Genomic DNA, 13,259 nt, shown 5'->3' with positions numbered 1-13,259 from the left:
TGACACGATGGACCCCATGAGCGCGATGCAGCTGATCGACGAGTCCGCCATCATCTGGTCGGCCCCGGCCGAGGAGCGCGCCGGTCGCCCCCTGCTCGTGCTGCTGCACGGCTACGGCTCGCACGAGGGCGACCTCTTCGGGCTCTCGCCCCACCTGCCGCTGCAGCCCGTCATCGCCTCGGTTCGCGCCCCCCTGCGGGCGGGCCCCGGGTTCGCCTGGTACGGGCTCGACGGCGCCACGCCCGAGAGCCGATCCGAGGGCGCCGACGCCGCGGCGCGCGGCCTGCTGCACTGGCTCGACAGCGTGCCGGCGACCTCGGTCGGGCTGCTCGGGTTCTCGCAGGGCGGGGCGATGAGCATCCAGCTGCTGCGGCACGCGCCCGAACGCTTCGCGTTCGCCGTCTCGCTCGCCGGGTTCGTCGTTCGCGGCGAGGCTCCGGCCGACGAGCGGCTCGCGGCGCTCGCTCCGCCGGTGTTCTGGGGCCGCGGCACGCACGACACGGTGATCCCGGCCGCGTTCATCGACGACACGCAGGCGTGGCTGCCCCGGCACACGACCCTCACCGAGCGCATCTACGAGGGCCTCGGCCACTCGGTGAGCGAGGCCGAGCTCGCCGACGTGCTGACCTTCTTGCGCGCCCAGTACGCCTGACCCTCCGCTGTCAGCGGGCGGGACGACAATGGGGGGATGACCGTGCCCGAGCCCGACGCCGTGCTGGGCCGGTTCGCGCCCGCCACGCGCGAGTGGTTCACGGGCGCGTTCCCCGCGCCGACGCCCGCGCAGCTCGGGGCGTGGGACGCGATCTCGACGGGCCGCCACGCGCTCGTCGTCGCGCCGACCGGCTCGGGCAAGACGCTCGCCGCGTTCTTGTGGTCGATCGATCGTCTCGCGGCCGAGCCGCCGCCCGACGATCCGCGCCGACGCACGCGCGTGCTCTACATCAGCCCGCTCAAGGCGCTCGGCGTCGACGTCGAGCGCAACCTGCGCTCGCCGCTCATCGGCGTGACGCAGACGGCGCTGCGGCTGGGGGGCGCCGCACCGAGCATCACGGTCGGCGTGCGCAGCGGCGACACCCCGAGCGCCGACCGGCGGGCGCTGCAGAAGACGCCCCCGGACATCCTGATCACGACCCCCGAGAGCCTCTACCTCATGCTCACGGCGAGCGCCCGAGAGACGCTCGACGGCGTCACGACCGTCATCATCGACGAGGTGCACGCCGTCGCGGGCACCAAGCGCGGCGCGCACCTGGCGCTCACCCTCGAACGGCTGGATGCCCGGCTCGCGACCCCCGCCCAGCGCATCGGGCTGTCGGCCACCGTGCGCCCCCCGGAGGAGGTCGCCCGTTTTCTGGGCGGAGCCCAGCCCGTCACGATCGTGCAGCCCCCGGCCGCGAAGACCTTCGACCTGAGCGTCGTCGTGCCCGTCGACGACATGACGCAGCCGCCGCCGATCGGCGGCGACGGGCCGCTCGACGCCTCGGGCGCCCCGCAGACGCCCTCGATCTGGCCGCACGTCGAGGAGGACATCGTCGATCGCGTGCTGCAGCACCGCTCGACGATCGTGTTCGCCAACTCGCGGCGGCTCGCCGAGCGGCTGACCGCCCGGCTCAATGAGATCTATGCGCTGCGCGCGCTGGAGCATGAGGCGAACGCATCGCGTTCGCGCGACGCCAGCGCCGACGAATCTGCGATTCGTCGGTCAGAAGAGACACCGCTCTTGGCCCGCGCCCACCACGGCTCGGTGAGCAAAGAGCAGCGCGGCGAGATCGAGGAGGCGCTGAAGACGGGCCGCCTGCGCTGCGTCGTCGCGACGAGCAGCCTCGAGCTCGGCATCGACATGGGGGCGGTCGACCTCGTCATCCAGGTCGAAGCACCCCCGAGCGTCGCGAGCGGGCTGCAGCGCGTCGGTCGCGCGGGCCATCAGGTCGGTGAGATCAGCCGCGGCGTGCTCGTGCCCAAGCACCGGCTCGACGTGCTGCACGCGACGGTCACGAGCGAGCGCATGACCGCCGGGCTCATCGAAGAGCTGCGCGTGCTCGCGAATCCGCTCGACGTACTCGCCCAGCAGACCGTGGCGCACGTCGCCCTCGAACCGTGCGACATCGAGCTGTGGTTCGAGCAGGTGCGGCGCAGCGCCCCCTTCGCCACTCTGCCGCGAAGTGCCTTCGACGCCGTGCTCGACCTGCTGAGCGGCCGGTACCCGAGCGACCGGTTCAGCGAGCTGCGCCCGCGCATCGTCTGGGATCGCGTGGGCGGCACGCTCACGGGTCGCCCGGGCGCGCAACGGCTCGCGGTGACGAGCGGCGGCACGATTCCCGACCGCGGGCTGTTCGGGGTCTTCATCGCGGGCGAGGGCAACGGCCGCCGCGTGGGCGAGCTCGATGAGGAGATGGTCTACGAGTCACGGGTGGGCGACGTGTTCGCGCTCGGCACCACGAGCTGGCGCATCCAGGAGATCACGCACGACCAGGTGATCGTGACCCCCGCCTTCGGCCAGCCCGGCAAGGTGCCGTTCTGGAAGGGCGATGGGCTGGGGCGCCCGGCCGAGCTGGGCCGCGCGCTCGGACGCACGACGCGCGAACTCGCGGCCGCGTCGCCGGATGCCCGCCACGAGCGCCTCGCCGCCGCAGGCCTCGACGCTCGCGCCGAAGCGAACCTCGACGCGCTGCTGCGCGAGCAGGCCGAGGCGACCGGGCAGCTGCCGAGCGAGCAGACGCTCATCGTGGAGCGGTTCCGCGACGAGCTCGGCGACTGGCGCGTGGTGCTGCACTCGCCCTACGGCATGGCCGTGCACGCCCCCTGGGCTCTCGCCGTGACGGCACGCATCCGCGAGCGGCACGGCTACGACGGTGCGGCGATCGCGGCCGATGACGGCATCGTGGTGCGCCTGCCCGACACGGAGTCGCAGCCGCCGGGGGCCGAACTGTTCCTCTTCGAGGCCGACGAGCTCGATGCGATCGTGACGGCCGAGGTCGGCGGCTCGGCGGTGTTCGCCGCGCGGTTCCGCGAGTGCGCCGCCCGGGCTCTGCTACTGCCGCGCCGCGACCCCGGGCGACGCAGCCCCCTCTGGCAGCAGCGTCAGCGGGCCAGCCAGCTGCTCGAGGTGGCCCGCGAGTTCCCCGACTTCCCCATCGTGCTCGAGACCGTGCGCGAGGTGCTGCAAGACGTCTACGACCTGCCCTCGCTCATCGAGGTGACGGGCGGCATCGCCCAGCGCAGCATCCGCATTCTCGAGGTCGAGACCCCGAGCCCCTCGCCGTTCGCGCGCAGCCTGCTGTTCGGCTACGTCGCCGCCTTCCTCTACGAAGGCGACAGCCCGCTCGCCGAGCGGCGGGCGGCCGCGCTCAGCATCGACCCGGCGCTGCTCGCCGAGCTGCTCGGTCGCGCCGAGCTGCGCGAGGTGCTCGACCCCGCCGTCATCGCCCAGCTCGAGGCCGAGCTGCAGCGCCTCGCGCCCGATCGCCGCGCGCGCGATGCGGAGGGCATCGTGGACCTGCTGCGCATCCTGGGCCCGCTGTCGATCGCGGAGATCGACGACCGCACTCTCGACGAGGTCGACGTGACCGCGGCGCTCGAGCAGCTGGCGCGCGAGAACCGGGTCTTTCGCGCGACGATCGCCGGCGAGCAGCGCTGGGCCGGTGTGGAGGATGCCGCTCGGTTGCGCGACGCCCTCGGCACGCCGATCCCGCACGGCGTGCCGAGCGCCTTCCTCGACCCGGTGCCCGACCCCGTCGGCGACCTCGTCGCGCGCTTCGCGCGCACCCGCACCCCGTTCGCCGCGACCGACGCCGCGAGCCGCTACGGCCTCGGCATCGCCGTGGCGATGGATGCCCTGCGCCGGCTCGCCGCCGACCGCCGTCTCATCGAAGGCGAGTTCCGCCCGGGCGCCTCGGGCACCGAGTGGGTCGACGCCGAGGTGCTGCGCCGACTGCGCTCGCGCAGCCTCGCGGCGCTGCGGAAGGAGATCGAGCCCGTCAGCCACGGCACGCTCGGGCGCTTCCTGCCCGCGTGGCAGCACGTCGGGAGCGCCGGCGTCGGCACGGGTGCGGCCCGACCGGGGCTGCAGGGCATCGACGGCGTGCTGCAGGCGATCGAGCAGCTGCAGGGTGCCGCGCTGCCGGCGAGCGCGTGGGAGACCCTCGTGCTGCCGAGCCGCGTGCGCGACTACTCGCCCGCCTGGCTCGACGAGCTGTGCGCCAGTGGCGAGGTCGTCTGGGCCGGGGCCGGCAGCCTGCCCGGGAGCGACGGCTGGGTGAGCCTGCACCTCGCGGGTGCATCGCCGCTGAGCCTCGCCGACCCCGACGACCTCGAGCTCTCCGAGCGCCAGCAGCGCGTGCTCGACGCGCTCGCGGGCGGCGGCGGTTTCTTCTTCCGGCAGCTCGCGGCCGCCGTCGCCGAGCCGGGCGAGGGCGGAGGCGACGACGCGGCCCTCGTCGACGAGCTCTGGCAGCTCGTGTGGGCGGGGCACCTCACCAACGACACCCTCGCGCCGCTGCGCGCCACACTCGGGGGCACGGCCACCCGCAAGGCCGCGCCGCGCACCCGCAGCTATCGGGGCTACGCGCGCCCCGCATCCGTGACGCAATCGGGGCCGCCGACGGTCGCCGGCCGGTGGTCGCTGTTGCCCGCCCGCGAGGCCGACCCCACGCGCCGCACCGCATTCGCGGTCGACCGCATGCTCGAGCGGCACGGCATCGTGACGCGCGGCGCCGTGCAGGCGGAGGGGCTGCGCGGCGGCTTCGCACTCGCCTACTCGGTGCTCGCGCGCATGGAGGAGGCCGGCTCGGTGCGCCGCGGCTACATCGTCGAGGGCCTCGGCGCGGCGCAGTTCGCGACACCCGCCACGATCGATCGCGTGCGCACCTTCAGCCGAGACGCGGATGCGGCCCCCGCCCTGGCGCCGCTGGTTCTCGCCGCGACCGACCCGGCGAACCCCTACGGCGCGGCCCTGCCGTGGCCGGCGAGCCTGCCCGACGCGGCGGCGGAAGCCACCGCGCACCGGCCCGGGCGCAAAGCCGGCGCCCTCGTGGTGCTCGTCGACGGGCACCTCGCGCTCTACCTCGAGCGCGGCGGCAAGAGCGTGCTGACCTTCACCGACGAGCCCGCCGTGCTCGAGGCCGCCGCCGTCGAGCTCGCCGCCGTCGTGCGCGCGCGTCTGCGATCGCTGCGCGTCGAACGCGTCAACGGCGCGAGCGCGTTCGGCACGCCGCTCGCCGAGGCGCTGCAGGCCGCCGGCTTCGTCGCGACGCCCCAGGGCCTGCGCATCCGGGTGTAGGGGGCCAAGCCATGCCCGAGGGCGACACCATCCACCGCGCGGCGGCGCGCCTGCACGCCGCGCTCGCCGGCCAGACGGTGCTGCGCAGCGATGTGCGCGTGCCGCGCTTCGCGACCGCCGACCTCAGCGGCGAGCGGGTCGACGAGGTCGTGGCGCTCGGCAAGCACCTGCTCATGCGCATCGGCGACGTGACGGTGCACTCGCACCTCAAGATGGAAGGCGTCTGGCACGTGATGCGGCTCGGCGAGCGCTGGCGGCGCCCCGCCTTCGAGGCGCGCATGGTGCTCGAGACGACGTCGACCGGGGGCGCCCCCTGGCAGGCCGTGGGCTTCGCACTCGGGGAGCTCGAGCTCGTCGCCCGCGACGCGGAAGACGACGTGGTGGGCTACCTCGGCCCCGATCCGCTCGGCCCCGACTTCGACCGCGACGAAGCGCTGCGGCGCCTCACGGCCGACCCCGATCGGCCCATCGGGCTCGCGCTGCTCGACCAGCGCAATGTCGCCGGCTTCGGCAACGACTACCGCAACGAGCTGCTCTTCCTGCGCGGGGTGCTGCCCGAGACTCCCGTCGGGGCCGTGGATGCCGCGGCGGCCCTCGACCTCGGCGTGCGTCTGATCCGCGCCAACCGCGATCGCGACGAGCGCACCACGACGGGCAACACCCGACGCGGCGAGCGCCTCTGGGTCGCGCACCGCGACGGCCAGCCGTGCCGCCGCTGCGGCACGCGCATCCGCCGCGGTCTGCTCGGCGACGACGCGCTCACCGAGCGCATCACCTGGTTCTGCCCGAGCTGCCAGCGCTAAACACTCCTTTTCTGATTTCGACCAGAAGCACGTTCCGGAGCACAACGAGACGAGACAGTCGCTTTTGGTACATCGTTCGGTGTACTGTTTCGGGCATGAACTCGATAGCCTCTGTGCGACTCGATGCGATTCGTCGTATCGGCAAAGCGCTCGCTGACCCGACGCGCGCATCCATCCTTCTTGCTCTTCTCGATGGGTCGCGCTACCCGGCCGACCTGGTCGATGAGCTCGGCATCACGAAGCAGAGCGTCTCGAACCACCTCGCGTGCCTGCGGGATTGCGGCATCGTGGTGGCCGAACCGACCGGTCGACGAGTGCTCTATGAAATTGCGGATGCACGCCTGCGCCACGCACTCCAGGATCTTGTCGGGGTCGTGCTTGCCGTCGACCCGGTTGATGCGTGCGACGTGAGCTCGACTGAGCGTGAGGAACGCGCGTGACCACGACGGCGAGATCCCTCCCTGACCAGAACCGCACCGCACTCCTGCGCCGACGCGTGAAGGTCATTGTTGCCTTCACGATCAGCTACAACGTCATCGAAGGAATCATCGCCCTCGTCGCCGGAACTGCTGCCGACTCGGCGGCGCTCATCGGCTTCGGGCTCGACTCGGGAGTCGAAGTGCTCTCCGCGACCGCCGTGGCGTGGCAGTTCACACGCCGTGAACCGGAGCGATATGAGAAGCCGGTGCTTCGCGTAATCGCATTCGCGTTCTTCGCCCTTGCCGCCTACACGATTGTGGGGTCCACTCTGTCGTTGACCGGGGTTACCACTCCGGAGTCCAGCGGGGTGGGTATTGCGCTGGCGGCCGTGAGCGTCGTCGTCATGCCGCTCCTGTCTGTGGTCGAACGACGAACTGGTAGGGAACTGGGCTCTGCCACTGTGGTGGCGGACTCGAAGCAGACCCTGATCTGCTCACTTCTGTCGGCGGCTGTGCTTCTCGGGCTGGTCGCGAACGCCGTGTTCGGGTGGGTGTGGGCGGATGCACTCGCCGCGCTTGTGATCGGAGCCTTTGCGATTCGCGAGGGGATCGAAGCGTGGAACGGAGACACCTGCTCCACGGCAATCGGTGAACTCATGGAGGGCTCCAGCAGTCAGGAGCACCACCACAGCGAGGGGAACCACGCGTGAGTGCCGACGGCCATACTCACAAAGCAGGCACCGTCAATCGACGGCGCCTGGCGATCGCCTTCGGGCTCACAGCGAGCGTGCTCGTCGCGGAGGTGATCGGCGCCATCATCACCGGTTCACTGGCACTGCTGGTGGATGCCGCGCACATGCTGACCGATGCGGGCGGCCTGCTGGTTGCCCTTTTCGCCGCCCAGCTCATGCAACGGCCAGCGACGTCTCGCCGCACCTGGGGTTTGCGTCGTGCTGAAGTGCTCGCGGCGACCGCGCAGGCGGCGGTACTTCTCGGCGTTGGCCTCTTCGTCGTCATCGAAGCGGTACAGCGGTTCAATCAACCGGCAGAATTCGCCAGTGTCGAGCTGCTCGTCTTCGGCATCATCGGCCTTGTCGCGAACGTCGTCGCCATTGTGGTGCTGTCGGGCGGACGCGGCGACAACCTCAACATGCGGGCCGCGTTTCTGGAAGTGCTCAACGACGCGCTCGGATCGGTGGCCGTGATCGTCGCCGCAATCGTGATCATGACAACCGGGTTTCAGCAGGCCGACTCGATCGCCGCACTGCTGGTAGGGATGCTGATCGTTCCCCGCACGCTGCGTCTGCTGCGCGACGCCCTCGACATGCTTCTCGAGTCGGTACCGCGCGGCATCGATCTCGACGACGTGCGGCAGCATCTTCTCGATGAGGAGCACGTTATCGACGTGCACGACCTGCACATCACTCAGATCGCCACCGGGCTGCCTGTCTTGACCGCGCACGTCGTGGTCGAGGCTGGGTGCTTCCACGACGGTCACGCACCCGAGATCACTCAAGCACTTCAGCGGTGTGTCGCCGAGCATTTCCTAGTCGCCATCGACCACGCAACGTTTCAGCTTGAGCCTGCGACTGCGCAGCCCGGTCACCTCGTGCACTGATGCAGAGTGACTACGCTCACTGGCCATGAGGTCATCACGGGTCGCCGCCGCCGTCGTCTTCGCCGCGCCCGTGGTCGCCTGGGCGACCGCGCACCTCTCGTCACCGGAGGTTCGACGGTGGCGGCCGGGAGCGGGCGACCGCACGATCGTGGCGGGTCTCGGTGTGCGGCAGTTCGGGGCGGGCGACACCCTCGTCGTGCTGCTCTCGGGGCTCGCCTCGAGTGAACGGCTCTGGGGAGCCGCCTACGACGTTCTCGGGAAGCGGGCGCGCGTGGTCGCCATCGACCCCATCGGGTTCGGGACATCCATGCACAGTCCGGCGCTGGACCACCCGATCGATGCCGATGCGCACGTCGACGGCGTGCTCGCCGTGCTGCGCGAGCTCGGCCTGGATGCCCTGCCGGCCGTCGTGGTCGGCCACTCGATGGGGGCATCCCTCGCGCTGCGCGTCGCCGCCCGGCACGCCCCCGCACGCGCGGTGGTCGCCTTCGATGCCCCCCTCTACGACACGCATGAGGAGGCCGACCACCGCGTGCGGCACATGGGGTGGTTCGAGGCGCTGCTCGCGCAGGGGCCGCTCGCGGAGCGCGTGTGCCACTGGATGTGCGAGAACCGCGCCGTCGCCCAGGGTGTCGCCGTCGTCGTCAGCCCGCGCCTACCCGTGGCCGTCGCACGCGATGCCGTGCAGCACACGTGGCACGGCTACGTCACCGGGTTCGACGCGCTCGTGCGCGACCCGGCGTGGGCGGAGGCGCTTCGCGAGCTGGAGGCTCGGAGCGTCGTCGTGCGACTGGTCGACGGGATCGATGATCCGGTTCCGGTGCCGGGGAGGGCCCGCGAGCTCGCCCGCACCCACGCGAACATCGCGGCGATCAGCCTGCCAGGCGGCCACCGCCTCCCGCTGAGCGACCCGGTCGGGTGCGCCGCGGTCGTGCTCGCCGCACTCAGCGAATACGCGGCCACGCCATCGTGAGGCGTGAGAAGATACCCCCTGGAGGTACTGGTCATGGTGAGGCGCGTCGCGTATGTGCTGCTGATCGCAGCGCTCGCCGTCGTCGGCATCGCCATGAGCGCGCACGGTTCGACGCTGGCACCCCACACCACTGCATCGACGCCGCCCATGATCTCGAGCGTCGCGCACGCTCCGCACGCTGACGTCTCTTCGGCAGCGCCCCACGTCGATTCCGAAGGAAGCACCCTGGCGGAAGCGCTGTGCGCCGATTGCCATGAGGACCACGCAGGCCTCGCCGTGGCCTGCGCCTTTCTCGCCCTGATCGTCGTTGTCGGCGTTCTGGTTCCCCTTCTCGCGATGCGATTCGGCGTCGCGGCGCCCGGGGTGTCGCTGCACGGTCACGCACCGCGCGGGATGGCCGAACCGCGTCCGCCGGATCTCGCAGAGCTCTGCATCAGTCGCCAGTGAATGAGCGCGGGGTGGCGGCATCGCCCGTCACCGTTGCGATCGAACATTCACTCACGACGAAAGTAGAAGAAGACATGAAGAAGACATTCCGCGTGCGCGCGATCACGACCAGCGCGCTCGCTCTCGTCACGGCGCTCGGCCTCGCCGCCTGTGCGCCGACGGCTGAACCCGCTGAGGGCTCCGGCGCCAACATGGCCGACGTCATGTTCGTGCAGATGATGATCCCGCACCACGAGGGTGCGATCGAGATGAGCGACATCCTGCTCGCCAAGTCCGGAATCGATCCTGACGTCGCGGAGCTGGCCGAGGAGATCAAGGCGGCGCAAGGTCCTGAGATCGAGCAGATGAAGGCATGGCTCGACGACTGGGGCATGCCGGAAATGAACGCCGATGGCGGCATGGACGGCATGGACCACGGCGGCATGGACGGCATGGGGGGGATGGACGGCATGACCGAGGACGACCTCGAGTCGCTCGAGGCCGCGAGCGGGCCGGAAGCGGAAGAGCTCTTTCTCGAGCTGATGATCGTGCACCACGAAGGCGCCATCGAGATGGCCGAGGATGTGCTCGACGATGGCGAACACCCCGAGGTGCGACAGCTGGCCGAGAACATCGTCTCGAGTCAGGCCGCGGAGATCGAGCGCATGCGCTCGATGCTCGACTCCTGATGCGGCGGACAGGTGCGGCGGCCGCTGGCGCGGTCGCCGCCCTCTCCGTCGTGCTCGCCGGGTGCTCAGCAACGACCTCAGAACCGCCGATCGTCGTTTCCCACCTGCACGCAGTCGATATCGACGATGAGAGCGGTGACATCTACCTCGCGACGCACGAAGGAATCCTTCGCGCGACGGTCGAATCGGGTGCCGACGATGTTCGTGTCGGCGGAGTCGGATCGGTCGAGCGCCTCGGAGCATGGCGGGGCGACGTGATGGGCATGGTGAGGCTCGACGACACCATTTACCTCTCCGGTCATCCCGCACCGGACACCGACGCGCCGATGAACATCGGCGTCTACACCACTGACAGGAGCGGGGCCGAGTTCGCTTCGCTCGCGCTCGAGGGCGACGCGGACTTCCACAGTATGGCCGTGATGGCCGCGGCTGACGGGAGTACCGCTCTCGCGGGGATCGACTCGGTCACCGGGCGCGTGGTGGTGAGTCGCGACGGCGGTGCGACGTGGAGTGCTGGCGCTGCGCTCGGAGCACGATCCGTGAGCTGGGATGCGGATGCCGAGCATCTGTTCGCCACGACAGAGCAAGGCCTCCAGGTCAGCATCGATGATGGAGCGACGTTCACTCTTGTCGACAGCGCCCCTGTGCTGCTCCTGATTTCGGCTCCACCGCCCAGTACCCCGACGGGTGGGTTGCTCATGGGGCTCGATCTCGATGGTCGGGTGCATCTGAGCGCCGACGGTGAGACCTGGACCCCCGCAGGGCTCGCTCCCCCCGGTACGGAAGCCATCGCGGTGGGTCGTCGGGGAACCCTCGTGGCCGCCGGACTCGACGGAGTTCACCGATCGGATGACCGGGGAGCCACCTGGTCGATCGTCGCCGAGTTCTGACGAGAGTGGGGGTGCGGAGTGACACCGCACCCCCACTGCGCCTACTTGTCGGTGATGACCTCGCGGATGCGGCTCGGCCGCCAGGCCACGATGCGCAGGGCCGTCGCCGCGACGAGGGCGATGACGCCCGCGATGACGAGCGGCTGGGCCACCGCCTCGGCGATGCGCGGCACGACGTAGACGCTCGGGTCGTAGATGCCCGAGGCCGGCGGCACGCTGAACGCGAACTCGGCGTAGACCGTCAGGGCGAAGCCGACGAGGGTCGCGATCGCGCCCACCGCCCACAGTGAGCGCAACCACGGGTTGCCGGCCACGATGAGCTCGAAGTGGCGCTCATCGGCGGGCTCGACGGTCGAGCCGGTGAACTCGCCGCCCCCGGCGGCTGCCGAGGCGCTGGCGGCCGCGCTGCCGCGCTCGGGTCGCGTCGCGCCGGGCATCCGCCCGCTCGGGGCGGCACCGCGCACGGCCGCGCCCTCGTCGATCACGGGGCCGGAGGCGGCCCCGCCGCGCTGGAACGCGGGAGGGTACCGGGGGTCGATGCCACCAGAGGGTGTGCTCGACGTTGCCGCTGCCATGGTGCTCCTTCGCTGGCCGTGATCGGCTCAACCCTAACCCCGGCCGCTCAGCGTGTCAGGGGGTGCCCGGTAGCCTCACAGCATGATCGCCGCCGCCCTGCGCCCGCTCGCTCTCGTCGCGCTCGTGGGGCTCATCGGCTCGATCGACGGGTGCCTCGAATCGGGCAGCCCGAGCGTGCCGTTGCAGCCCGGCTCGCCCGCCGCATCGGCCGAGGGCAGCGGAACCGTCGCGAGCATCACCGACGGCGACACGCTGAGGCTCGACGTCGACGGTGTCGAGCTGCGGGTGCGACTCGTCGGCATCGACACGCCCGAGGTCTACCCCGACGTCGAGTGCTTCGGGCCCGAAGCCGAGGCGGCCCTCACCGCGCTCGCACCTCCCGGCAGCACGGTCTCATACGCCTACGACCGCGACCCGCGCGACCGGTACGACCGCGAGCTGATGTACGTCTTCACCGCCGACGGCACGTTCATCAACTACGAGCTCGTCGCGCAGGGTTACGCCGAGGCCCTGCTGGTCGAGCCCAACGACCAGTACTACGACGACCTCGTCGCGGCCGAGCGAGCGGCTCGCGATGCGGGGCTCGGCCTCTGGGGCCAGTGCTGACCTAGTCGGCGACCGGCGCGATGAGCTGGGGGCCGTCGCCCGTCAGGGGCGCCACGGGGTGCAGCTCGAGCCGCTCGAGCACGGCCTCGCTCTCGGCGACGACCATCGCGACGAGCTCCTCATCACCCTCGACCGTCGGGTCGAGCCATTCGTCCCACACCTCGCGCGGCAGCATGACGGGAGCGCGGTCGTGGATGCTCGCGGTGGGCCCGTGCGCCGCGCGCGTGAGCATCGTCGCGGTCAGCACCCACGGCGTCGGCGCGCCGCCCTCCGGGAAGGGCGCCCGCCACCACGAGTAGAGGCCGGCGAAGGCGAGCTCGCCCGCCTCGGGGTCGGTGATGTAGTGCGGGGTCTTGGTCGTGCCGACGGTGTGCCACTCGTAGTAGCCGTCGGCGGGCAGGATCGCCCGCGAGCGCACGAGGGCGCCCTTGAAGGTGCTCTTCTCATGCACGGTCTCGCTGCGGGCGTTGAAGGTGGGGTATTTCGAGGTGAGCTCGGTCGCCCACCGGGGCACGAGCGACCACCGCGCCGCCGTGACGAGGCGGGAGGGCATCCCCTCGGGGTCGTCTTTGGGCACGCGGTCGACGACGATCGGCACCTGCTGCGTCGGCGCGATGTTCCAGCTCGGCGGCATCGCGACATCGTCGACCTCGTCGGCCTCGAAATACTGCCCGAGCTCCTCACCGCTTTTGGTGTTGGCGTAGCGACCGCACATCAGTGCCCCCTCTCGGCGAGCGCCGCCCGCAGGCGCTCGGCATCGACGCGATAGATGGTGTGCACCGCGTCGTCGATCAGCACGACGGGGATCTCATCCCAGTAGCGGTCATGCAGCTCGGCATCGTCGAGAATCGAGCGCTCGACGAGCTCGACGCCCTCGCGGCCCCGCAGCACCTCGTCGATGACCGCGCGCGCATCGTCGCACAGGTGGCAGCCGGGCTTGCCGATGAGGGTCAGGGTGACGGAGGGCACGACCCCAGCCTAGGC

Annotated in this window: 14 protein-coding genes; 11 read left to right on the top strand and 3 right to left on the bottom strand. The window is 71.1% G+C overall.

Annotated elements, in window-relative coordinates:
• The first annotated feature begins 16 nt into the window (after positions 1–16).
• From ACTIE9_RS06055 to ACTIE9_RS06010, 10 genes are all read left to right on the top strand, one after another.
• On the top strand, positions 17–652 hold the full coding sequence (locus ACTIE9_RS06055; RefSeq protein WP_439564679.1) for an alpha/beta hydrolase: 636 nt from the start codon (positions 17–19) through the stop codon (positions 650–652).
• 36 nt (positions 653–688) lie between these two features.
• Positions 689–5,275 (top strand): ATP-dependent helicase, encoded by a 4,587-nt coding sequence (locus ACTIE9_RS06050; protein WP_439564678.1) that lies wholly within the window; start codon positions 689–691, stop codon positions 5,273–5,275.
• Between the two features lie 11 nt (positions 5,276–5,286).
• The gene (locus ACTIE9_RS06045; RefSeq protein ID WP_439564677.1) at positions 5,287–6,078 is read left to right on the top strand and encodes a DNA-formamidopyrimidine glycosylase family protein; all 792 of its coding nucleotides are present in this window, start codon (positions 5,287–5,289) and stop codon (positions 6,076–6,078) included.
• 95 nt (positions 6,079–6,173) lie between these two features.
• Complete coding sequence (locus tag ACTIE9_RS06040) at positions 6,174–6,518, top strand: ArsR/SmtB family transcription factor (RefSeq protein WP_439564676.1); 345 nt, start codon at positions 6,174–6,176, stop codon at positions 6,516–6,518.
• Positions 6,515–7,207, top strand: a complete 693-nt coding sequence (locus ACTIE9_RS06035) for a cation transporter (protein WP_439564675.1) — start codon at positions 6,515–6,517, stop codon at positions 7,205–7,207. The genes ACTIE9_RS06040 and ACTIE9_RS06035 overlap by 4 nt, the downstream gene beginning before the upstream one ends.
• Complete coding sequence (locus ACTIE9_RS06030) at positions 7,204–8,115, top strand: cation diffusion facilitator family transporter (protein WP_439564674.1); 912 nt, start codon at positions 7,204–7,206, stop codon at positions 8,113–8,115. Before ACTIE9_RS06035 ends, ACTIE9_RS06030 begins: the two co-directional genes overlap by 4 nt.
• A 25-nt stretch (positions 8,116–8,140) precedes the next feature.
• A complete protein-coding gene (locus tag ACTIE9_RS06025; RefSeq protein ID WP_439564673.1) occupies positions 8,141–9,088 on the top strand; it encodes an alpha/beta fold hydrolase in 948 nt (315 codons plus the stop codon).
• Positions 9,089–9,121: 33 nt separating this feature from the next.
• Positions 9,122–9,535: a hypothetical protein gene (locus ACTIE9_RS06020; protein WP_439564672.1), complete on the top strand. Its 414-nt coding sequence runs from the start codon at positions 9,122–9,124 to the stop codon at positions 9,533–9,535.
• Positions 9,536–9,609: 74 nt separating this feature from the next.
• Positions 9,610–10,203, top strand: coding sequence for a DUF305 domain-containing protein (locus ACTIE9_RS06015; RefSeq protein ID WP_439564671.1), 594 nt, complete (start codon positions 9,610–9,612; stop codon positions 10,201–10,203).
• On the top strand, positions 10,203–11,093 hold the full coding sequence (locus ACTIE9_RS06010) for a WD40/YVTN/BNR-like repeat-containing protein (protein WP_439564670.1): 891 nt from the start codon (positions 10,203–10,205) through the stop codon (positions 11,091–11,093). Before ACTIE9_RS06015 ends, ACTIE9_RS06010 begins: the two co-directional genes overlap by 1 nt.
• A gap of 41 nt (positions 11,094–11,134) precedes the next feature.
• On the opposite strand, the gene ACTIE9_RS06005 is transcribed toward ACTIE9_RS06010, so the two are convergent.
• Positions 11,135–11,668 carry a hypothetical protein gene (locus ACTIE9_RS06005; protein WP_439564669.1) on the bottom strand — a complete coding sequence of 178 codons (534 nt, stop codon included), beginning with the start codon at positions 11,666–11,668 and terminating at the stop codon, positions 11,135–11,137.
• An 82-nt stretch (positions 11,669–11,750) separates the two neighbouring features.
• Between ACTIE9_RS06005 and ACTIE9_RS06000 the strand changes: the two genes are divergently transcribed.
• Positions 11,751–12,275, top strand: a complete 525-nt coding sequence (locus ACTIE9_RS06000) for a thermonuclease family protein (RefSeq protein ID WP_439564668.1) — start codon at positions 11,751–11,753, stop codon at positions 12,273–12,275.
• 1 nt (position 12,276) lies between these two features.
• Here the strand turns inward: ACTIE9_RS06000 and ACTIE9_RS05995 are convergent, their stop codons facing one another.
• Together ACTIE9_RS05995 and ACTIE9_RS05990 are read right to left on the bottom strand one after the other, a co-directional pair.
• Positions 12,277–12,990 carry an SOS response-associated peptidase gene (locus ACTIE9_RS05995; RefSeq protein WP_439564667.1) on the bottom strand — a complete coding sequence of 238 codons (714 nt, stop codon included), beginning with the start codon at positions 12,988–12,990 and terminating at the stop codon, positions 12,277–12,279.
• Positions 12,990–13,244: a glutaredoxin family protein gene (locus ACTIE9_RS05990; protein WP_439564666.1), complete on the bottom strand. Its 255-nt coding sequence runs from the start codon at positions 13,242–13,244 to the stop codon at positions 12,990–12,992. Before ACTIE9_RS05990 ends, ACTIE9_RS05995 begins: the two co-directional genes overlap by 1 nt.
• Between the last annotated feature and the right edge of the window lie 15 nt (positions 13,245–13,259).

Origin of the sequence: Microcella sp., assembly GCF_051860105.1 — a bacterium.
GTDB lineage: Bacteria > Actinomycetota > Actinomycetes > Actinomycetales > Microbacteriaceae > Microcella.
The sequence above is the reverse complement of the archived record's forward strand: the minus strand, read 5'-3'. Positions and strand labels throughout refer to the sequence as shown.

Excerpts from the sequence above, each read along its gene's own strand:
- ACTIE9_RS06040 (WP_439564676.1), top strand. The coding sequence starts at position 6,174 with ATGAACTCGATAGCCTCTGTGCGACTCGATGCGATTCGTCGTATCGGC.
- ACTIE9_RS06015 (WP_439564671.1), top strand. The coding sequence starts at position 9,610 with ATGAAGAAGACATTCCGCGTGCGCGCGATCACGACCAGCGCGCTCGCT.
- ACTIE9_RS06050 (WP_439564678.1), top strand. The coding sequence starts at position 689 with ATGACCGTGCCCGAGCCCGACGCCGTGCTGGGCCGGTTCGCGCCCGCC.
- ACTIE9_RS06020 (WP_439564672.1), top strand. The coding sequence starts at position 9,122 with ATGGTGAGGCGCGTCGCGTATGTGCTGCTGATCGCAGCGCTCGCCGTC.
- ACTIE9_RS06045 (WP_439564677.1), top strand. The coding sequence starts at position 5,287 with ATGCCCGAGGGCGACACCATCCACCGCGCGGCGGCGCGCCTGCACGCC.
- ACTIE9_RS06010 (WP_439564670.1), top strand. The coding sequence starts at position 10,203 with ATGCGGCGGACAGGTGCGGCGGCCGCTGGCGCGGTCGCCGCCCTCTCC.
- ACTIE9_RS05995 (WP_439564667.1), bottom strand. The coding sequence starts at position 12,990 with ATGTGCGGTCGCTACGCCAACACCAAAAGCGGTGAGGAGCTCGGGCAG.
- ACTIE9_RS06055 (WP_439564679.1), top strand. The coding sequence starts at position 17 with ATGAGCGCGATGCAGCTGATCGACGAGTCCGCCATCATCTGGTCGGCC.
- ACTIE9_RS06005 (WP_439564669.1), bottom strand. The coding sequence starts at position 11,668 with ATGGCAGCGGCAACGTCGAGCACACCCTCTGGTGGCATCGACCCCCGG.
- ACTIE9_RS06025 (WP_439564673.1), top strand. The coding sequence starts at position 8,141 with ATGAGGTCATCACGGGTCGCCGCCGCCGTCGTCTTCGCCGCGCCCGTG.
- ACTIE9_RS06000 (WP_439564668.1), top strand. The coding sequence starts at position 11,751 with ATGATCGCCGCCGCCCTGCGCCCGCTCGCTCTCGTCGCGCTCGTGGGG.